The 18,960-nt window shown below is 49.2% G+C and carries 21 protein-coding genes; 12 read left to right on the top strand and 9 right to left on the bottom strand.

Annotated features, from left to right (window positions below):
* Positions 1-103 precede the first annotated feature (103 nt).
* From leuC to ACTS3T_RS15270, 4 genes are all read right to left on the bottom strand, one after another.
* The gene (gene leuC, locus ACTS3T_RS15285) at positions 104-1,507 is read right to left on the bottom strand and encodes a 3-isopropylmalate dehydratase large subunit (RefSeq protein ID WP_377966080.1); all 1,404 of its coding nucleotides are present in this window, start codon (positions 1,505-1,507) and stop codon (positions 104-106) included.
* An 84-nt stretch (positions 1,508-1,591) separates the two neighbouring features.
* Positions 1,592-2,125 carry an HD domain-containing protein gene (locus ACTS3T_RS15280; RefSeq protein ID WP_377966222.1) on the bottom strand — a complete coding sequence of 178 codons (534 nt, stop codon included), beginning with the start codon at positions 2,123-2,125 and terminating at the stop codon, positions 1,592-1,594.
* A 45-nt stretch (positions 2,126-2,170) separates the two neighbouring features.
* Positions 2,171-2,617, bottom strand: coding sequence for a hypothetical protein (locus ACTS3T_RS15275; RefSeq protein ID WP_377966082.1), 447 nt, complete (start codon positions 2,615-2,617; stop codon positions 2,171-2,173).
* A 110-nt stretch (positions 2,618-2,727) separates the two neighbouring features.
* Positions 2,728-3,324, bottom strand: coding sequence for a hypothetical protein (locus tag ACTS3T_RS15270; RefSeq protein WP_377966084.1), 597 nt, complete (start codon positions 3,322-3,324; stop codon positions 2,728-2,730).
* Positions 3,325-3,783: 459 nt separating this feature from the next.
* On the opposite strand from ACTS3T_RS15270, the gene ACTS3T_RS15265 reads away from it, so the two are divergent.
* Positions 3,784-4,956 carry a histidine kinase gene (locus tag ACTS3T_RS15265; RefSeq protein WP_377966086.1) on the top strand — a complete coding sequence of 391 codons (1,173 nt, stop codon included), beginning with the start codon at positions 3,784-3,786 and terminating at the stop codon, positions 4,954-4,956.
* Positions 4,957-4,969: 13 nt separating this feature from the next.
* Here the strand turns inward: ACTS3T_RS15265 and ACTS3T_RS15260 are convergent, their stop codons facing one another.
* Positions 4,970-5,674: a PspA/IM30 family protein gene (locus ACTS3T_RS15260; protein WP_377966088.1), complete on the bottom strand. Its 705-nt coding sequence runs from the start codon at positions 5,672-5,674 to the stop codon at positions 4,970-4,972.
* 83 nt (positions 5,675-5,757) lie between these two features.
* Positions 5,758-7,110: an SPOR domain-containing protein gene (locus ACTS3T_RS15255; protein WP_377966090.1), complete on the bottom strand. Its 1,353-nt coding sequence runs from the start codon at positions 7,108-7,110 to the stop codon at positions 5,758-5,760.
* Between the two features lie 340 nt (positions 7,111-7,450).
* On the opposite strand from ACTS3T_RS15255, the gene ACTS3T_RS15250 reads away from it, so the two are divergent.
* Positions 7,451-8,005, top strand: coding sequence for a DciA family protein (locus ACTS3T_RS15250; RefSeq protein WP_377966091.1), 555 nt, complete (start codon positions 7,451-7,453; stop codon positions 8,003-8,005).
* Positions 8,006-8,641: 636 nt separating this feature from the next.
* The gene (locus ACTS3T_RS15245; protein ID WP_377966093.1) at positions 8,642-8,905 is read left to right on the top strand and encodes a hypothetical protein; all 264 of its coding nucleotides are present in this window, start codon (positions 8,642-8,644) and stop codon (positions 8,903-8,905) included.
* A gap of 83 nt (positions 8,906-8,988) precedes the next feature.
* On the opposite strand, the gene menB is transcribed toward ACTS3T_RS15245, so the two are convergent.
* Positions 8,989-9,822 carry a 1,4-dihydroxy-2-naphthoyl-CoA synthase gene (gene menB / locus ACTS3T_RS15240; RefSeq protein WP_377966095.1) on the bottom strand — a complete coding sequence of 278 codons (834 nt, stop codon included), beginning with the start codon at positions 9,820-9,822 and terminating at the stop codon, positions 8,989-8,991.
* A 387-nt stretch (positions 9,823-10,209) separates the two neighbouring features.
* Here menB and hemJ point away from each other — a divergent pair, with 387 nt between their 5' ends.
* Together hemJ and ACTS3T_RS15230 are read left to right on the top strand one after the other, a co-directional pair.
* A complete protein-coding gene (gene hemJ, locus ACTS3T_RS15235; protein ID WP_377966097.1) occupies positions 10,210-10,806 on the top strand; it encodes a protoporphyrinogen oxidase HemJ in 597 nt (198 codons plus the stop codon).
* A 306-nt stretch (positions 10,807-11,112) separates the two neighbouring features.
* Positions 11,113-11,253, top strand: a complete 141-nt coding sequence (locus ACTS3T_RS15230) for a chlorophyll a/b-binding protein (RefSeq protein WP_377966099.1) — start codon at positions 11,113-11,115, stop codon at positions 11,251-11,253.
* Between the two features lie 146 nt (positions 11,254-11,399).
* Here ACTS3T_RS15230 and ACTS3T_RS15225 read toward each other — a convergent pair whose 3' ends face one another.
* A complete protein-coding gene (locus ACTS3T_RS15225) occupies positions 11,400-11,714 on the bottom strand; it encodes a hypothetical protein (protein WP_377966101.1) in 315 nt (104 codons plus the stop codon).
* A 105-nt stretch (positions 11,715-11,819) separates the two neighbouring features.
* Between ACTS3T_RS15225 and ACTS3T_RS15220 the strand changes: the two genes are divergently transcribed.
* The 3 genes from ACTS3T_RS15220 to ACTS3T_RS15210 all read left to right on the top strand — a co-directional run bounded on the left by ACTS3T_RS15220 (position 11,820) and on the right by ACTS3T_RS15210 (position 13,804).
* Complete coding sequence (locus tag ACTS3T_RS15220) at positions 11,820-12,674, top strand: ABC transporter ATP-binding protein (RefSeq protein WP_377966103.1); 855 nt, start codon at positions 11,820-11,822, stop codon at positions 12,672-12,674.
* A gap of 42 nt (positions 12,675-12,716) precedes the next feature.
* Positions 12,717-13,256 (top strand): SMC-Scp complex subunit ScpB, encoded by a 540-nt coding sequence (gene scpB, locus ACTS3T_RS15215; protein ID WP_377966105.1) that lies wholly within the window; start codon positions 12,717-12,719, stop codon positions 13,254-13,256.
* Between the two features lie 197 nt (positions 13,257-13,453).
* Positions 13,454-13,804, top strand: a complete 351-nt coding sequence (locus tag ACTS3T_RS15210) for a DUF760 domain-containing protein (RefSeq protein ID WP_377966107.1) — start codon at positions 13,454-13,456, stop codon at positions 13,802-13,804.
* 7 nt (positions 13,805-13,811) lie between these two features.
* On the opposite strand, the gene ACTS3T_RS15205 is transcribed toward ACTS3T_RS15210, so the two are convergent.
* A complete protein-coding gene (locus ACTS3T_RS15205) occupies positions 13,812-15,050 on the bottom strand; it encodes an HhoA/HhoB/HtrA family serine endopeptidase (protein WP_377966109.1) in 1,239 nt (412 codons plus the stop codon).
* Between the two features lie 299 nt (positions 15,051-15,349).
* Here ACTS3T_RS15205 and ACTS3T_RS15200 point away from each other — a divergent pair, with 299 nt between their 5' ends.
* The 4 genes from ACTS3T_RS15200 (at position 15,350) to trhO (ending at position 18,942) form a co-directional block, all read left to right on the top strand.
* Complete coding sequence (locus tag ACTS3T_RS15200; RefSeq protein ID WP_462935242.1) at positions 15,350-16,195, top strand: LysM peptidoglycan-binding domain-containing M23 family metallopeptidase; 846 nt, start codon at positions 15,350-15,352, stop codon at positions 16,193-16,195.
* 81 nt (positions 16,196-16,276) lie between these two features.
* Positions 16,277-17,095, top strand: coding sequence for a hypothetical protein (locus ACTS3T_RS15195; protein ID WP_377966113.1), 819 nt, complete (start codon positions 16,277-16,279; stop codon positions 17,093-17,095).
* A gap of 7 nt (positions 17,096-17,102) precedes the next feature.
* Complete coding sequence (locus ACTS3T_RS15190) at positions 17,103-18,023, top strand: histone deacetylase family protein (RefSeq protein ID WP_377966115.1); 921 nt, start codon at positions 17,103-17,105, stop codon at positions 18,021-18,023.
* Positions 18,024-18,054: 31 nt separating this feature from the next.
* Complete coding sequence (gene trhO, locus ACTS3T_RS15185) at positions 18,055-18,942, top strand: oxygen-dependent tRNA uridine(34) hydroxylase TrhO (protein ID WP_377966117.1); 888 nt, start codon at positions 18,055-18,057, stop codon at positions 18,940-18,942.
* Positions 18,943-18,960: the final 18 nt, after the last annotated feature.

Here is an 18,960-nt window from a genome sequence, read left to right as displayed (position 1 = left end):
GTTGAGACACTGCAACTAGCTAAAAGCCACTAAACAGAAAAGCTTTCTATCTGCCCTTAGCTACAGCAGTCAGCCCTCTATCTGGCCAGGGTTGGCAGTGTCGCTAGCCTAGTTCTCTGACATCGGCAACACATCCATTGATCGCCGCTGTAACCACCATAGCCGGACTCATCAGCAAAGTTCTGCCAGAGGAAGAACCCTGACGTCCCTTAAAATTTCGGTTAGAAGAAGAAGCGCTCAGTTGCCGTCCCTGCAGCTTGTCAGGATTCATCGCCAAACACATCGAACAGCCAGGTTCACGCCACTCAAACCCAGCCGCCAAAAAGACTTGGTCTAGCCCTTCGGCTTCGGCTTGTTGCTTCACTCTTTCTGAACCTGGTACCACAAAAGCTTTAACGCCTGCAGCCACATGCCGCCCTTGAGCAAACCTAGCAGCTTCTCTTAAATCGCTGATGCGACCATTGGTGCAACTCCCGACAAAGCAAACATCTACAGGGGTTCCCTTAATCGGCTGACCTGGCTGCAAATCCATGTAGCGATAGGCTTCTTCTGCAATCGGGCGTTCATCTTGCGGTAATTCTGTTAGCGTGGGGACGAATTCATTCACCGCAATCCCTTGTCCAGGCGTGATCCCCCACGTTACCGTTGGGGCAATTTCGGCGGCATCAAATACCACAACATCGTCATACTCAGCATCAACGTCACTCCGTAAACTGCGCCACCAGTCAACAGCTTGTTGCCAGTCGGTGCCTTTAGGAGCAAAATCACGCCCTTCTAAATAAGCAAAAGTTACTTCATCAGGGTTGATATAACCACAACGAGCGCCACCCTCGATCGCCATGTTACAGACGGTCATGCGCTCTTCCATCGACATTTGCTCAAAGGTGGTGCCTGCAAATTCATAGGCATAGCCTACGCCACCTTTTACCCCTAATTTGCGGATGATGTGTAAAACGACATCCTTGGCATAAACGCCGGGGCTTAATGCGCCATTGACCTCAACTCGTCGCACCTTTAGTTTGGCGAGCGCTAGGGTTTGAGAGGCCAGAACGTCGCGTACTTGGCTGGTACCAATGCCAAAAGCGATCGCGCCAAAAGCTCCGTGGGTAGACGTATGGCTATCGCCACAGGCAATCGTCATTCCTGGCTGAGTTAGCCCCTGTTCGGGAGCAATCACATGGACAATACCTTGATTACCAGAACCAACGTTGTAAAAGGTAATCTGATTTTCCTGACTGTTGCGCTCAAGGGCTACCATCATTTCTTCTGCCAACGTATCGGCAAAAGGACGAGCCTGATTCTCGGTAGGAACAATGTGATCAACCGTGGCAACAGTGCGCTCTGGAAATAACACCTTGAGACCCCGCTCTCTCAGCATGGCAAAGGCTTGAGGGCTGGTGACTTCATGAATTAAGTGAAGTCCAATAAATAGCTGTGTTTGTCCGGATGGCAGTTGACTGACCGTATGAAGATGCCAAACCTTATCGAAGAGAGTGCCTTTGCTCATAATCAAACGTAAGAGCGGTAACCTGTGCTACTTTGCAAATTTTTATTGTAGCCCAAAGGTTTAGAGGTTATTCAGCAAGACAGCTTACTGGCTCAGTTGCCGTTGACCTTGCTGATACCACTTGTCGAACAAGGCTTCTAGCGGGGGGTGAGTGCCGCGAATTTGATCGACGACCTGCTTGGCCCAGTTGAGATAGGCTAACTGCCGCTCCCTCGACCAGGTGCTTGGCGGGGCGATCGCGATATCTCGGATATTGGCAATTTTATCGGCTAGCTTGATTAGCTTAGCGCGATCGCTGAGTGCAGCAGCATGATCTATCTGCTGTTGTTTACGTTCGCTTTTTGGCAAAGATTTATTGTCCGTCACCTCGGCCACTATCTGCCGTACCCCTGCCCCAAAGACTTGCTCAATTTCATCGAGCGTTGTGTCGGTATCTTCAACCGTATCGTGCAGTAAAGCCGCTATAACCACTACCGGATCGCAGATCTGAGCCTCGCACCACAGCAATTTTGCTAGCGCTAATGGATGATTAATGTAGGGTGTTTGAGCCGGGTCTTTGCGTCGCTGAGAGCGATGTTTGTAGGCCGCAAACTCAGCAGCTTGCAAAATCAGTGAAATATCACAAGCGGAAAATTGAGCGGCAACGGATGGCTGTAACACCGCTTAATTCTCCGTAACGTCTTGAGTTTGAGACTGATTGAACAGGTCAAAAACTTCCTGGCAGCACTGTTTTAGCTGTTGTCCGGCGGTCACTTCGGGGCAGTCTGTGCCTACAAATTCCCAGCGTTCAATAGTGGATAAAGCCCACTGTTTGCCCCGATAGCTAAAACCAGCTATATCAATACCAATCACCCGCCGACTCGCTTCAATCGGGTCGTGGTAAAAGCGAATTTGCACCAACAAGCTGCGACACTTAAACGCACGGCTGACGCCCGGAAAGTGAAATCCCAAGTCAATGGAATCTGGATCAACCCAGGCTTGCGTGTCTTGATCGGGTGTCCAGGGTTTGAGATCGACCCTTAAATCCGGAAAATGGGTTTTGAAAATGCGAACTGCCGTCGCGATTTTGCTGGCAAATTCGACACTGGTGGCTTGTTCAGCTGCATTCACGCGTTGTCATCTCTAGCATTCATCGATAGGATAAAACAGCCCTCGGCAAGCGGCAGTTAACTAGGTAACTTCCAGTTTAATCTGAATGCTTTTGATGGTCGCCTATGAACCTATTGCCAAACCTGCTCCTGATGATCGGCTTTACAGGTGGCCAAAACTTCGCGGTCAAGATCGCTCAATTCAGCTAAACGATAAAATCCTTCGAGATCAAACTGCAACGGCGCGGCTCCCTGACTATCAGCGATCGCATCTTGCTGCTGTAAAGCCAGGTTGTAGCTAAATGTCTCGCGACTGTAGCTATCTACCACAGTCAAAGCTGCTTGGTTAGCCTGAAGAGGCCCATAAAAGCAATCAAAAGAAGAATTGGGCATGTAAAATGCACCAATTGTCATGCCATCTCGGGCTTCAAAAACCATGTAGGCAGCCCCCAACTGCTCGGGTTGAGGCGATTGCCCGTATAGATAAACGCCATCAATCGCTAAGGGCGAACCAGTTGAAGATTCAGCAGCCTGAGACAAACTAGGGGTAAACTGGGGTGTTTGAGATGCTGGCTCAACGGCCTGGGCAGCTAAGGTTTGAGCCGCCATTAAGCCACTGCCTATCCCAGCCGAAAGCATGAACAACTGGGTTAGTTTTTTCTGCTGGCCTACCTTTGCCAACTGAGAGATAGCCGTTTTTAATTTATTGGAGCAAGTTGAGGCAAACACTTCAGCTATTCCTATACGTCATTAATTTTCTAAATAAGAGCTATATGAACCTATGCATATAACTCCACTGTAATTGACCCGATCCTAAGGTCGAACCTAGCAGCCAGTCCCTGTAATATCTCTTTGCCTAGAGTCTGCTTAAGAGCTTTATGACAGCGAGCCGCGCAAAATATTACCGCAAGCGTTTGATGAGCCTTCAAGGAACTCGATCTAAATGTAGCTACACTTTGCCGAAGTCCAGTTTCGCAAAAGTAGGTCTTTAATCGCCTGCTTGCTTTATTACACCTGTTAGTGTCTCAAACTGTCTTCTACAAAAAGTTAGAGACTGTGCCAGAAAACTAACTGTGCTACGTTCGCCAAATCAACAGATTGGCTGACTGCTGATTCTCAGAACGAGATAGGCTATTAAAAGGCGGGCGCTGTTAGGGATCGCTGAGTCTAAAAGCCTGAGAATGAAATATGTCACATCCGGTAAATCAAACTGAAGCTCCTATCAAGCTCCTTCTTTTTACCGACAAGCGGCCCAACTCAGGAGAGCAGATTCGTCAAATTCGCACTCACCTGAAGCAACTTCAGGGAAAACACGCCCATTATCTGGAAGTGGCTGATGTAACTGAGCAGCCTTACTTAGCAGAACATTTCAAGCTAGTGGCTACGCCTGCCTTAATCAAAATTGCACCTTTGCCGCAGCAAACCCTTACTGGCAGCGATATTGTGCCTCAGCTAGACCACTGGTGGCCCCAATGGCAGCAGGAGGTAGAGTACATAGACAGAGCAGCCCTGGTTGAGGCTGAGCAAAATGGTGCTAAATCCAACGATTTAGTTCAGCCCGCTTTTAGCTCTGTGACTCATTCTGCCAATTTAATTGAGCTATCAGACGAAATTTTTCGCCTCAAGCAAACCAACGAGGCGCTTATGGCTCAACTTCAGTTTAAAGATCGCATCATTGCCATGATGGCTCATGATTTGCGCAATCCTTTAACAGCAGCTTCAATCGCCATTGAAACGCTGGAGATGGGCTACGGTAATCCAGAACGGGCTTCTCAGCTTACGCCCAAATTAACAACACAGCTTTTATGTCATGCCAAGACTCAGATTCGAGCGATCGATCGCATGATTACCGATATTTTGCAGGCAGCACGAGGGGCTTCAGCCGAGTTGCAAATGCAGCCTCAACCTCTGCAGTTAAAGGGACTGTGTTTGGAAGTAGTGGAATCTTTGAGCAACAAACTTGAGGCGAAAGCTCAAAGCATGACCACCGACATTCCCCAAGATTTACCCCGAGTTTATGCCGATCGGTTACAGATACGACGGGTGATCGTCAATTTACTGGACAATGCCATTAAATATACGCCTGCTGGGGGTCGCATTGACGTGTCGGCGCTTCACCGCACTACCCAAAAAGTTCAAATCAGTATTCAAGATACTGGCCCCGGTATTCCCCGCGAAAACCGGGAGAAAATTTTTGAAGAAAGTTTTCGACTACAGCGCGACTATGCTCAGGATGGATATGGCTTGGGCTTAGCGTTGTGCCAACGAATTATTCGCGCTCACTACGGCCAAATTTGGGTTGACTCGCTGCCTCGTCAGGGCAGTTCTTTTCACTTTACGTTGCCTGTTTACCGCGAGTAAGGTTTGTTCAACCTTAAATGCGATCTTCTTCGGCTGGGGGCAAATTGGCCTGCTCACTCCCTGTTATCATGCGCGACTTCATGGCAGCTAATTCAGCATCCACATCGTTTCCCCCTTCAAGAGCGGCAAACTGCGCTTCTAGGCTGTCGGCATTAAGTTCTGCGATCGCATCCGACTGGGCTTCAAGCTGATGCACCCTATCTTCCATCCGCTCAAAAGCTGCGATCGCCCCACTAGAGGTATTTTGCCCCAGCATCTCATTGATCTTTTGCGAAGCTTGGGCGGAACGGGCTCTAGCGATATACATATCTTTCTTAGTACGGGCTTCTGCCAGCTTGCTTTCTAGCGTTCGCATATTGTCTTTAAGCTGGCTGACAATACCCGCCTGCTGTTCGAGCTGCTGCTTCATTGAGTTAGCCGTTTCAAGATAAGCTTTACGCCGGGTCAAGGCTTCACGAGCCAGTCCATCCTCTCCCTTTTGTAAAGCTAACTGGGCACGGTTGTACCATTCACGGGCGGTTGCATCTGCCTGGGATTGTTGCCGTTCGGTGCGCTTTTGAGTCGCGATCGCTTGAGCAACCGCTTGACGCAGTTGAATCAAATCTTCCTGCATGTCAGCGACTGCCTGCTCCAGCATTTTTTCTGGATCTTCCGCGCCGCCAATCCAGCTGTTTAAGTTGGCGCGAATCACCCGGCTCATGCGATCCAGCAAACCCATTGGCTTCTTCTCCAAAAACTGAAAGCCCCTACTGCATAGAAGCATAGCAAGGAGACATTCGACTTGACAGAGCCTAAGAGAGATTAATCTTCTCGTACATTTGCTGAAATACCTTGCGACTGTAAATCTTCAGCCAGTTTTTCGGCGGCTTCGGCGCTGTTAAAAGCCCCCATCTGAATTCGGGCTCCTTCAGAAAAATTGCGCACATAGGCATCTTCTACCACTGTTCGCGCGGCTGAAAGTGACTGATCGCCTGTGTAATCAGCAACGACATAATAGTTAACTGCCGCTGGGGGGCTGCTGGCGGCGGGGGTTGGAGCCGCCGCTGGGGCAGGCGTCGCGGCGGCGGGAGCGGGGGGAGTTGGACGAGCACTCGGCGATCGCGCAGGAGCCGAGCGCGAAATGGGGGGAGGAGACGGTCGGCTAACGGCTGGGCTAGGTGGCTGGCTGGCTGGCGCTGAAGCAGTCGGCGGGGTTGAAGTTGAGCGGGCTGCGGCAACGGGTACCGGGGGAGAGGCGGTTTCGGGGGTTGAGGTTGTCGGAGCGACGGGCGTGGTTGTGGCGGTGCTGGGGCTGGTTGCCTGAGAGGTTGCCGTAGAAGGCAGAGGGCTAAGGGGGGTTAGTCGTTTGAGTTCTAAGGTACTCAGGGTGTTTAGGTTTAGCTCTACAAATTCTTGGGATGACAGATCAGGCCCCAACGAGTAAAAAGTTGAGTCAGCGGCGTTAGAACCATCACCGTCTGCTTCTAGAGAAGCTGATTCAGAGGTTGGAGCTGGCGCTTTTGCCAAACGCCCCAGTAAGGGAACCTGACTGAGGGCAGCCGGATTGGTCAAGACATAGCCAAGTCCGGCGCTGCCGACTAACAACAATAAGAGCGAACCCAAGCCCAACGGGGTAGACCAGCTATCTAACCATCGGCTAGAAGAGGGTTCTAAGGTGGACGCGTCGGTGGAAGTATCGTCGTCTGCCAGACTCTGCAAGAGAGCCTCTGAAGAAGCTAAATAATTTTCTGGGCTGAGATCAGCCTGTGTCGCCAAGGCAGTTACCACCGTGGGGCTATTGTCAGACCCTTCAGGGGGAATCACTTGAGTAGCATCACCGTTTGCGATCGCTGGTGGCTCCACACCTCCTAGATTGGGGTTGTAGGGTGGAGGGGGTGGCGGTGGAATGTGTACTGCCCCCGAAACAGTAGGTGAGAGGTCTGATGACGGGCTGCTTCCTGGCGACTTAACCGTAATGAGATCTAGCGGCCTTTGGTTTTTTACTTTCAATCGGCGGGGCGGCGGTGCCGGATGCCCCTGCCGCTGTCGTCGATAGCGGGTTAGTTCTTCTTCAAGGGTAATATTGAGGCTACTTAAAGCACTTTTGAGGGGTGCCTTAAGCTCGGTAGCTGAATTCTCAAGCCCAGACTGGCTGGTTGAGGAGCGGTTTTGCATCAGATGTGAACCTCCCATTGATTGGCTTCACTTGCAGACTATAGCCGAATTCAGCAAGTGAACTATCCCAAACGACCATTAGCACCCGGACTACAGCATAGGCTATATCACTTTATTTCACACACGCCAACTTTTCTATGAATAAATTTAGCGGTTTCTCTTTAAACTAAGTGGGCGATCGCTGCTTTAAACAGAGCCTTAGAAAACCTTGTTGCCTGGGTGAAGCTAAGCTCGAACTCAAACTGCTGCGGTTTAAGCGATGGCACCTCGTTAAAAGCGCCATCGATTTCTGAGGCTTGGGTTTACTGAATCATTTTGCTCAATATTCTTGCTCGATATCATGACTTTGCAGCCGCTCAATCAACTTGTTGGTCAATTACAGCAGCAAGAAAACTGGCGATCGCAGCAGCAGTTTAAGCGATTAGCCGAAATCTGGCCAGACATTGTTGGGGAGGCTGTGGCTCGTCAAACCTGTCCCACAGGGCTAAAACAACAAGTTCTGTGGGTTGCCACCTCAACAGCCGCCTGGTCACAAACGCTTATGTTTGAACGCCACCGTATTCTGCGAAAGCTCAACCAGCAACTTACGCTCAATCTGACAGATATTCGATTTTCGCCAGTACAGTGGCGACTGGCAAAGCGCTCACCTGCGATCGCAGCACCTTCTGAGTTACTCCAGCAGCACCCCAGTTTTATCAACGTCGATAGTGATATAGAGGCTTTGCTAGAAACCAAGGCTCTAGAGACATATACAACAGCTTTTGAGCGCTGGGCTTACTTAAGACGGCAGCAAACCCAGCATTATCCCCTTTGCCCAGAATGCCAGTGCCCTACTCCACCGGGTGAGTTAAAACGCTGGGCAACCTGTGCGCTCTGTGCGGCTAAGCGCTGGTAAGCCAGATCAACTTTACTGATGATTGATATAAGTTGAAACCCCGCCTGCCCTAAAAAGAATAGGGATCGACCAGCAAAATAGCTAAATTTAGCAGGCTAAAGACAGAAATCAGCATGAAAGCTTTTCGGTAAGCGGCTTTCAGCAGTCTATGCGTTTCAACACCAGCAGCAACAGCGATCTCATTTAACAAGAACCCGTCAGTAAACTTAAAGCATTAGTTATTCACTAAATCTTGGTCTTACAAAAAGCATTTTGTCGCTCTTTACGGCTACGTAACCTAAGTCAAATAAGCTCAAAAATAGTGCTAAAGATGCTGATTTAAGAAAATGTCAAAAATTTCCTCTGCCCTAGGGAAGAAGCGAGGATCCTTTCCTGGACTCTGTTACGCCGTCTTTTTAGATCAATATATCCGTGATCCCCGATCTTCGTAAATATTCTTTGATCCCCAAAAAGAGGGAAGCCATAGTGTTTGGTAAAGCAAGCTTACGAAAACATAAAGAAACTCTAAAGGTAAAGCTTTGATTAAAGCTTGTTCAAGCACTTTACCAATAAAGGTTTGCGGCTGCTTGGATCAAAAAACAGGCCAAACTGATTTAGTTGAGAATAGCTTCCAGAACTCACTTTTGTAGGTGTTATATGAGAACCGCGAGAATTGGAACGTCTAGTTGCTGCTGCTGTCGGTTTTACACGCCTGAAGGACGACGCGGCGGGCAATGCGGCAAGCTTAATGTTCCTGTACGTAGTTCTTGGAAAGCCTGCTGCTTGGCGATCCCTGCTTTTGCGACTGAAATTCCTCTAAAGCAGCAAATTGAGCTTTGGTCGCAAGACTTTTTGCTGGCACCTGCCGAAATCTCTGAGCTAGATCAATTAGACAAGTCTTATTCTTCTACCTGCTCTTAGGTAATTTAATATTTTGATCCCCAGCGCTACTGACTAAGTCAGTAGCGCTAATTTTTTGGTGAATCTCTGCTTAAAAAACATGTTTAGGGCAACCAGGGATACTGGCTAAAATCTGGGGATCGCTTTTCTAAAAAAGCCTTTTTCCCTTCAGCGCCTTCCTCAGTTAAGTAGTACAACAGCGTTGCATTGCCAGCTAGCTCTTGTAACCCGGCTTGGCCGTCACAGTCGGCGTTAAAAGCTGACTTGAGGCAACGAATAGCAATGGGACTTTTCTGTAAAATCTCATTTGCCCACTGTATCCCTTCCGTCTCTAATTGTTCGACCGGGACAACACAGTTTACTAACCCCATTTCAAGCGCCTCTTGGGCAGAATATTGGCGGCAGAGAAACCAAATTTCTCGGGCTTTTTTTTGCCCCACACTTCGGGCTAAATAGCTAGCGCCAAATCCACCATCAAAGCTGCCAACTTTGGGGCCCGTCTGGCCGAAAATAGCATTGTCCGCTGCAATTGTGAGGTCACAAACAACATGCAAAACCTGTCCCCCACCAATGGCATAGCCTGCTACTAAAGCAATCACAACTTTAGGAATGGAGCGAATCAGCCGCTGTAGGTCGAGTACATTCAACCGTGGTATGCCGTCTTCTCCGACATAACCTGCTTTACCACGGACGCTTTGATCTCCGCCTGCACAGAAAGCATATTTCCCGTCAGTATGGGGACCAGCCCCCGTTAGTAATATCACTCCAATGCGAGTATCTTCACGCGCATCGCAAAAGGCATCGTACATTTCAAAGACGGTTTGAGGTCGAAATGCGTTCCGTTTGTGAGGACGATTGATCGTGATTTTGGCAATACCTGATGTCTTTTCATACAGAATGTCTTCGTAAGATTTGGCAGTTTGCCAGTTAGCTTCCATAAGAGTTGCGATCGCAAAATTGAGCTGAAGGGTGGTTGCACGACTGCTTTGCTTATCCGCAGCGTTGAGTCTCCGTCAAAGCCTTATCTCAGGTAGCCTAGTAACCCTAGACGATCTGTTTTAGGCAGTTGCGCTGTCCAATAGGGTACACCACTGTCTCGGTGGGTTCAGAAAGGCGACGGACGCTTTTCTTTGTAACGTTTTTCTGATTTTTGTTTTTTTAGAACAACGAGCTGGTAAAGGATTGAGCTACTCAAGTCAAAAATTAGCCAACTGCTTCTAAACATTAAGATTCACTTCAAATCAGGCAAGGGCTGCTTCACAATAGATGTTGTCTCTCACTTGCCTATTCAAATCGCTTTTTACAGCACTCCACAATAAACACCTATGGCTTACTACTGGTTTAAAGCGTTTCACATTATCGGCGTCGTCGTTTGGTTTGCAGGGTTGTTTTACTTAGTGCGCCTTTTCATCTACCACGTTGAAGCCCAAGCAGAACCTGAACCCGCTCGCAGCATTCTCAAGCAGCAATACCAGTTGATGGAGAAGCGCCTCTACCACATCATTACAATGCCTGGAATGGTGGTGACAGTGGCAATGGCTGCAGGCATGTTGATTCTACAGCCAGCCTTGCTACAGGATGGATGGCTGCATGCAAAGCTTGGTTTAGTTGCGTTGTTGTTGGTCTATCACTTTTACTGTGGTCGCCTTTTGAAGCAGCTAGAACAGGGAGAGTGTCGTTGGTCTGGTCAGCAGCTTAGAGGGTTAAACGAAGCACCGACCTTGTTGTTAGTAATTATTGTCATGCTGGCTGTCTTTAAGAACAGCTTTCCGACCAATGCAGCTACCTGGCTAATTGTGGGGCTAGTGGTCTTTATGTTGGCAACCATTCAGCTCTATGCTAAGAAGCGCCGTCTAGACAAAGAACGGCAACAATCTGAGGCGATCGCGGCTCCTCGCGCTGACCAAGCTTTGCAAAACTAACTGGCGTAAGCACTGACCCTTGCTCACAACAGAGGGTAAACAATCGCCGCTCAGCCCCTAAATCAGGGGCTTTTTTCTGCTGATCGCTTCAAATATCGCTGTAGGCCCCAGCCTTGAGACGCTTCAATGGCTTAGCGATCGCTTGAACTGTGGCGATCGCCGTCAGAGCATAATTTATCCATCATTAAATTGATTCAATGATGGATCGCCCAAAAGACTGATTGCAACTTCAAAAAAAGTTAGTTACGATTTATTTACAAGGACTTGACTGAAGTCCGAATCAATGGAGTATCAGAGGTCACAGTCATGGAAGAGCAACAAAAGTTTGGTTTTACTCAGTTCGCCGAAGTTTGGAATGGCCGTCTAGCTATGCTGGGCTTCACCATCGGCATCATTGTTGAGCTAGTGACAGGTCAAGGAATTTTGTCTCAAATTGGCCTCATGTAGTCAGTTAGGCAAAGTTGACCTTAAGCCAAAAGCTGCTCAACCTCGCGAGGTAGAGACTGGTTAAGGTTAGCATCTGGTCGCTCATCAGTTTCAATTTAAGGCTAACGTTCAAGGTGAGCATTGCTCACCTTTTTTTGTTTAGTTTGTTAAAAGGGTTCTGACTCTAAACTCTGCCAGGTAGAGACAGTTCTGAGCTGCTGCGGAATGCTGGCTTCAGGCGAAAACTCTAAAGCGGTTTCGCGATAACCCAAATAGCCAGATTCGGCAAACGAAGTCAGCATCCGTACCAAGGCTAGCCAGACTTGCTCTTCATATTCCCACTCTTGATCACGATAAGCCCGGTCCGCGATAGAGCGCAAAGCCCAAAAGTAAGTGTTGCGAACTACGCTACCTTGTTTTTTATATTGAGGAACGTCCGCTTTATGTAGGTAAATGACTTGATTGCTAATTCTAGCTCTCATAATTTAGTTGCAAGCAAACTTTAAAGCTACTGAAAAAAGATAGTCTCTATAAGAAAAGAACTCAGATCTATGGTCTGATCGAAAGATTGCTATATCAAAACTGCTATGACTGCCGCTGTTTCGCTTCAAAATGTGCATAAGGTCTACAACAACGTTCACGTTGTCAACGATCTGTCGCTAACGATTCATTCAGGCGAGATTTTTGGTCTGCTAGGGCCAAACGGAGCAGGTAAGTCCACTACAATTCGCATGTTAACAACCCTAACTCAACCAACGCAGGGGGATATTGTAGTTGCAGGTTACGATGTCAGTCGCCAACCCAGAGAGGTACGACGCCAAATTGGCGTGGTTTTGCAGCAAACCAGCGTCGATGGCGATCTCTCAGTTTGGGAAAACATGGAATTTCATGGACGGATGCACCATATTCCTAATCCCCAGCGTCGCCAAGGCATTCAGCAGTGGCTTGATTATGTTGAACTCAGCGATCGCCGTGATAATAAAGTCAAAACGCTTTCAGGTGGCATGAAACGCCGCTTGCAAATTGCCCGGGCATTACTGCATCAGCCTAAAATACTGTTTTTGGACGAGCCAACTGTGGGGCTAGATCCGCAAACGCGTAGGCGCTTGTGGGAAATTATCAAAGGCTTGAACACTCAGCAGGGAATCACCCTATTGCTAACTACCCACTACATGGAAGAAGTGGAATATCTCTGCGATCGCATCAGCATTATGGATAATGGCTGTTTAATCGAAACTGGAACGCTCAGCGAACTGCGGCAACGGCATGGGCAGGGAATTGTGATGAAAAAAGAAGGCGATCGCTGGCAGTATCAGTTTTTTCCAACCCTAGAAATGGCTAACGCGCATCTCAACCAGCAGAGTGACAAAACAGGCATGATGGCAAGAGCCTCTAACTTAGAAGATATTTTTGTAGAGCTAACCGGACACAATTTAGACTAACTTAGATGCTAAATTTTGCTCATTTAGCTGAATCTCGGCCTTATGTCTCGGCTTGCTAACAAAATCGAAGCTATTCTCTATCTCAAAGGGCAGCCGCTGACAATCGCCCAGATTGCCGAGTATGCCGCCTGTGAAAAAAAAGAGGCTGAAGAAGGGCTGATCGAGCTAATGGCAGACTATGCTCACCGCGACAGCGCTTTAGAAATTGCTGAAACTGAATCGGGTTACAGCCTACAGCTACGACAAAATTTCAAGTATCTCGTTGACACCCTCATTCCGCTTGACATTGGTGTAGGAGCCTTAAGGACACTAGCAGCGATCGCTTTGAAAGGCCCCCTTAGCCAAACCGACCTGGTTGAGCTAAGAGGATCGGGCGTCTACCAGCAGGTGCCAGATCTCGTTAGTCTTGGCTTGGTTCGCAAGCGTCGCCAGTCAGATGGGCGTTCATTTTGGTTACAGGTGACCGACAAATTTTATCGCTACTTCGAGATTGACCAGTTGCCTTCAGTTCAACGGCGAGTCCCCCCGTCAGATTTAGCGGTTAGCGAAACAGTCGCGGCTGATGGAGTCGCAGACTCTTGAGAATTTGGCACACTTCACCCAGCCCTCACCAAAGCATTAAGGTATGATTAATCTCCATAGGCTTAAGTAAGAGCCAGCCAGGTTCCGGGCCACCCTGAAAAAAAGAAGTTGCCTTTTTGCTAGGGCTTCTTTCGGAAGCGGTGGATCAAAACCCCGTATCGGATCTAAGGTAGAGAAGAAAGTTAACCAAAGTTTCTATGGTCTTCAACCCTGAAAACGCCGATTTCATGAGTGTCAACGCCGAAAGCACACAAGCTAATCAACTGTTGAAGTATCTTCAGCATCAGCCACCTGAAGTCTTAACGCGTGTTGCCCAATCGGTTAGCTCTGAAATCAAGCAAATTATCTCTCAGAATGTTCAGGGCTTGGTTGGCGTTCTGCCGTCCGAGGGCTTCAACGTTCAAGTCACAACCGATCGAGAAAATTTGGCTGGTTTGTTAGCCTCGGCGATGATGACAGGCTACTTTCTGCGCCAGATGGAACAGCGCATGGAGCTAGAAGAAAGTTTGGCTTCTTCTCTTTCTATCGGCGAATTTGATCAAGATTAAGCAACCTTTAATCGCGCAGGTCTTGGGGTAAAGAGGTGGGCTTAACCTCTATCGACTCTTCTCGGCCATCTCGATAAATCACTACAGTCAAAGGTTCGCCGATTTCACTGGTTTCAACCTGGGTTTGTACCTCAGTCGCATTGCTGACAGGTTGACCGTTAACGCGCTTGATGACGTCTCCGCGCTCAAGCCCTGCTGCTTCGGCGGGGGTTCCTTCCATTACCCGCACGATAATTACCCCTTCATCTTGGTCTACTTCTATCCCCAATTCTTCGTCTTCGTTGATACGCTGTCGCATCTCAGGCGTTAAGTTGACCATCTGAACACCTAGGTAAGGATGCTGAACTTCTCCGGTGTTAAATAGCTCATCAGCAATTCGCTTGGCCGTTTCGATAGGAATAGCAAACCCTAACCCTTGAGCATTAGCCCGAATTGCGGTATTGATGCCGATGACTTGCCCTCGGTCATTCAACAGAGGGCCGCCTGAGTTGCCTGGGTTAATCGCAGCGTCGGTTTGAATAAACTGCACGCGCTTACCCGGAACGCCAACCTGATAGCTCGTTCGGCCAATCGCGCTGATAATGCCAGCGGTTACAGTATTGTCTAGCCCTAGCGGGTTACCAATCGCGATCGCCCATTGCCCAGGGATAAGATCTTCAGTACTCCCCAAGGTCACGGTGGGCAAGTCAGCCGCTTCAATTTTGATGACCGCCACATCCGTCACCGAATCAGCCCCCACGACCTCACCTTCAAAGGCTCGCCCATCTTTGAGCGTCACGGTAACTTCGGTTGCCCCCTCCACTACGTGCGCATTGGTAATAATCTCTCCGTCTCGGCTCAAAATAAACCCAGAACCAGTACCTTGTTCAACCCGTTCTGGTAAAGAAGACGGCGGGGGCATATCCTCGCCAAAAAAACGCCTAAAGAGAGGATGTTGAAAAGTTTCTGGAAGTTCGCTAGAAATGGGCCGAGCAGCATCGATTCGTACCACGGCTGGGCCAATCCTCTGTACAGCCTCAGCAATAAAGTTAGGATTGCCTTGGGTTGGAATCAACGGAATAGCCGCTTGAGCGGTCGATTCTAGCGGCGACTGCAAAGCAGCAGGAACGGTGCTAGGTGCCGTGATGGCTGCGGATTCCGCTGACGATTGACTTTCGGCCAGATAATAGTGGCCGACAAAGCCCACGCCACAGCCTACCCCCAAAAGGGTGGTATACAGACCTAACTGCTGAAATGAGGAACTCATATTGATTTCCCTACTGCAAAAGAGTAACTCCAAGAGGCTCTTATAAAAGCCCAACCTTACTTTAGCGAATTCAACCTAAACAATCCTGGCAGGCCAACGTCCTTTTATAAACAGCCCATTAAATCGTGCGGAAAGCTAGATCGAGTGGATGAATCTTTAAAAAAACGCTTAGATCATCATTGTAAAGGAGCGACTGTTTTCGGTTAACTGGTAAACCTGCGCAGATCTTGAGATTGATGTCCCTAACCTTAAAAAAAGCACGTCGGCAAAGACGGGTGGCAGTTCTAGCAAGTTTAGCGATGGCTAGCGCCTTTTCTCCGGCGATCGCCGCCGCTCAAACAGCGCCTGAGTCGCTCTGTCGTCCGCCAGCCCTTGAGCGGCTGGTGCAGCACCGTATTGCTGCGGGTGAGACGCTAGAAACTATCGCGCAGCAATATAATTTGATTCCAGAAACGCTGCTAGGGTTGAATCCGAATTTGCGGCAGGGTCGTTTGCCAGTGGGAACTGAAATTCGCATCCCCCCTTTCAACGGCATTCAGGTACAAACTGCTGCAGGTCAAGACTGGCAAGCTGTGGCTGAAGCTTACGGGGTGCGGGCGGATGTTTTGTTTGAGGTCAATGGGTGTCAAGCTCAGGTACCGCGAAACCTTTTTATTCCAGGGATAAATTGGTTTCCGGGGTTGAGTGCGGCTACCTTATCATCTGCTATCAGCCGTGAGCACGACTTGCAAGGGTATCCTTTGCCGAATCAAGCCCGGGTGATTATGAGTTATGGTTGGCAACCTGATGCTGAACGCGAAGACCTGATATTTAGCAACGGAATTGCCTTAGCGGCAGCACCAAACACGCCCGTTTTGGCGGTGGGTGACGGCGTAGTCGCCTTTGTTGGTCAACAAGCAGGTTATGGCAACCTCGTCGTTATCAACCATCGTCAAGGTCTGCAAACTCGCTACGCCCACCTCAATACGTTTTCAGTTTCAGTCGGAGAGCAGATTCAGCAGGGTGACGAAATTGCTACGATTGCAGCAGCAGAGGTAGCCGATGAGACATCTTACCTTTATTTTGAGGTACGCTTGAATTCTCAAGCAGGCTGGGTAGCTCAAGATCCAAACCGCTATCTTTCATTGGTTGATCTGCGGCAATAAAAGTGTGTTGCTTTTAGCAGAAGCGCCTACAATTTTTGTAGCCGTTGTCTGTGGCAGCGCTGCTGAGGCTCAGAAAACGTTATGACACAGAATCAGCGTCACAATTCCGCCTATCCGGGTCTGGATTTATTCCCGTCAGAGGCTGCAAAGGCGTCTTTAGAAACATCTGCCAATCTTGAGCGTTTCATTCGCTTCGTTTTGCGCTATCCGCTAGGGCTGCTCGGCGGGATTTGGCTGATATCTGTGCTGATTGCGATTTTGGCCTTGGGGGGCTTGATGGATCCAGGTGTCGATCGCTCTCCTCAAACCGCTCAATCTTCCCCATCAGAGCCATCGGCAACGGCTTCGCCATCTACTTCTCAACGCCGAACTACTGCGGTAGAACCAGCAGCCCCAATTGAATCAGACAGAGCGATCGCCGTTGCTGCTCAAAGTACGACAGCAGAATTACCAGGCTGGTCACTGCTGTTTTTGGTGGGAGCCTGTGCTGGGGGCTGCTTTGTGCTGTCACGTTATCTACAACGGCCTACCGCCAGTGGCACCGGGCTTGTTAACCGTAAATCTTCTCGTAAACCACCATCGACTAAGCGTTCTACTCCTCTCGTTAGTGGCCCCAAGCGCCTTAAACCCTTTGAGCCAAACGCCCCTCAGCCTCAACCGTTAACGGCACAGGAGACACTTTCGCCCCAGTTTAGCGCGACGACTCCACCCCTACATACAAACGTTGCGGCATCAAAATCGCTATCGACCGCATCTACAGGAGAGCCAACCGCTTATGAAGCAGCGGCTGTTGTCACAGTCTTGCCCGAACAAGCCGATCATCCGCTAGATTGGCCGGAGGGAAGTTTGGCTCATCAGCTAGATATTCGTCAACAGCGATCGCTCTCTTCTTTGCTCTAAGGTCAGCTTGAACGGTTTACCCGTTGTTTACCACCCGGACTATGTTGTGCCTCTGCCAGTTGGGCACCGTTTTCCAATGGCAAAATTTGGTTTGCTTTGCGAACAGTTGTTGGCCGAAAGGGTCATTACATCAGCGCAGATTTATCAACCTGGCCCACCTCCCTTAGACTGGATTGAACTGGTACATACGCCAGCCTATGTTCAGGCATACCAGCAGGGAACTTTGTCTGCTAAAGCCCAGCGCCGGATTGGTTTGCCTTGGAGTCCGGCCTTGGTCAAGCGCACCTGTACAGCCGTGGGCGGTACGATTTTGACCGCCAAGTTGGCGCTGCAATTTGGTCTAGCGTGCAATACCGCAGGCGGCACTCACCATGCCTTCGCTGACTATGGATCGGGCTTTTGCATTTTTAACGATTTAGCGATCGCCGCTCGCCTTTTACAAAAACAAGGATTGGTGCGGCAAGTGCTAATTGTAGACTTAGACGTACACCAGGGAGATGGAACCGCCCACATTTTTCACGATGATGCCAGTGTTTTTACTTTTTCAATGCATTGCGAGGTCAATTTTCCAGGCCGTAAACAGCAAAGCGATCTTGATGTTCCGTTAGCAGAAAGACTCGAAGATGAGGCTTATCTCACCTGCCTTAAAACTTATTTGCCGGATTTACTTAATCAGGTGAAGCCAGACCTGGTTTTGTTTGATGCTGGAGCTGATACGCACAAAGGCGATCGCCTGGGTAAACTAGCGCTCAGCAACGCTGGCTTGTACCAGCGAGAATACTATGTTTTAAACACCTGTTTGCAAGCCGGATATCCAGTTGCCAGCGTGATTGGCGGAGGATACGCTGAAGATATGAGGGCACTGGTTGATCGGCACGCAATGCTGCATCGAGCCGCCGCTCAGGTCTATCGCCAGAATCGACTATAGTGAAAAATCTGTCACGGTTGCAGTTGCGTTTATGACGGTTGTTGCTACTTTTTATCAGTTCGTTTCGCTGCCTGACTGCACAGACCTACAAAAAAAGCTGCTCAGTCAAGGCCAACACCATGCTATTAAAGGTACCTTGCTGCTGGCTGAGGAAGGTCTTAATGCGACGATAGCAGGCTCTCGGCAGGGAATGGATGCTTTTTTGGCCTTTCTTCAAAAAGACCCTCGCTTTAAAGGGCTAGAAATTCGCGAATCGTTAGCCCCTAGCCCGCCGTTTGAGCGGCTAAAAGTCAAAATTAAGCGAGAGATTGTGACTTTTGACCACCCCGTAGCCGATCCTACCCGGCAAGTGGGTACCTACGTCGAACCTCACGACTGGAATCAGATCATTTGCGATCCAGACACGCTGGTAATTGATACCCGCAATGACTACGAAGTGTCGATTGGTACCTTTCAAAGTGCCCAAAACCCTCAAACACGCTCTTTTCGAGAGTTTCCTAAATATGTGCAAACCCACCTCGATCCGCAAAAGCATACTCGTGTAGCGATGTTTTGTACGGGCGGAATCCGCTGCGAAAAAGCTTCAGCCTACTTGCTCGATCAAGGCTTTCAGCAGGTTTATCACCTCAAGGGGGGGATTCTAAAATACCTTGAACAGATACCAGCTGAAGAAAGTTTGTGGCAAGGAGAATGCTTTGTTTTTGATGAGCGGGTCGCCGTACGCCACGGTTTGGAGCCTGGTAGCTATGACATGTGTCAGGCTTGTGGCCACCCCCTCGACCAGACAGCCCAATCAGCGCCGCAATTTGAAGCGGGCATTTCTTGCCCCGCCTGCTATGATCGCCTCACACCAGAACGACGCGATCGCTTGCGGCAACGCCGTCTTCAACAAGCTCAAGCTCATCGAGCCAGTCCTTAGCAAATCTGCGTGTTAAGC

Origin of the sequence: Almyronema sp. (assembly GCF_052168255.1) — a bacterium.
GTDB lineage: Bacteria > Cyanobacteriota > Cyanobacteriia > Phormidesmidales > Phormidesmidaceae > Sphaerothrix > Sphaerothrix epifaneia.
Note: the sequence above shows the minus strand (reverse complement) of the source record. Positions and strands in the feature narration are given on the sequence as shown.

Coding starts and splice junctions, on each gene's coding strand:
- leuC (WP_377966080.1), bottom strand. CDS start 1,507: ATGAGCAAAGGCACTCTCTTCGATAAGGTTTGGCATCTTCATACGGTC.
- ACTS3T_RS15265 (WP_377966086.1), top strand. CDS start 3,784: ATGTCACATCCGGTAAATCAAACTGAAGCTCCTATCAAGCTCCTTCTT.
- ACTS3T_RS15260 (WP_377966088.1), bottom strand. CDS start 5,674: ATGGGTTTGCTGGATCGCATGAGCCGGGTGATTCGCGCCAACTTAAAC.
- ACTS3T_RS15255 (WP_377966090.1), bottom strand. CDS start 7,110: ATGCAAAACCGCTCCTCAACCAGCCAGTCTGGGCTTGAGAATTCAGCT.
- ACTS3T_RS15250 (WP_377966091.1), top strand. CDS start 7,451: ATGACTTTGCAGCCGCTCAATCAACTTGTTGGTCAATTACAGCAGCAA.
- ACTS3T_RS15245 (WP_377966093.1), top strand. CDS start 8,642: ATGAGAACCGCGAGAATTGGAACGTCTAGTTGCTGCTGCTGTCGGTTT.
- menB (WP_377966095.1), bottom strand. CDS start 9,822: ATGGAAGCTAACTGGCAAACTGCCAAATCTTACGAAGACATTCTGTAT.
- hemJ (WP_377966097.1), top strand. CDS start 10,210: ATGGCTTACTACTGGTTTAAAGCGTTTCACATTATCGGCGTCGTCGTT.
- ACTS3T_RS15230 (WP_377966099.1), top strand. CDS start 11,113: ATGGAAGAGCAACAAAAGTTTGGTTTTACTCAGTTCGCCGAAGTTTGG.
- ACTS3T_RS15225 (WP_377966101.1), bottom strand. CDS start 11,714: ATGAGAGCTAGAATTAGCAATCAAGTCATTTACCTACATAAAGCGGAC.
- ACTS3T_RS15220 (WP_377966103.1), top strand. CDS start 11,820: ATGACTGCCGCTGTTTCGCTTCAAAATGTGCATAAGGTCTACAACAAC.
- scpB (WP_377966105.1), top strand. CDS start 12,717: ATGTCTCGGCTTGCTAACAAAATCGAAGCTATTCTCTATCTCAAAGGG.
- ACTS3T_RS15210 (WP_377966107.1), top strand. CDS start 13,454: ATGGTCTTCAACCCTGAAAACGCCGATTTCATGAGTGTCAACGCCGAA.
- ACTS3T_RS15205 (WP_377966109.1), bottom strand. CDS start 15,050: ATGAGTTCCTCATTTCAGCAGTTAGGTCTGTATACCACCCTTTTGGGG.
- ACTS3T_RS15200 (WP_462935242.1), top strand. CDS start 15,350: ATGGCTAGCGCCTTTTCTCCGGCGATCGCCGCCGCTCAAACAGCGCCT.
- ACTS3T_RS15195 (WP_377966113.1), top strand. CDS start 16,277: ATGACACAGAATCAGCGTCACAATTCCGCCTATCCGGGTCTGGATTTA.
- trhO (WP_377966117.1), top strand. CDS start 18,055: ATGACGGTTGTTGCTACTTTTTATCAGTTCGTTTCGCTGCCTGACTGC.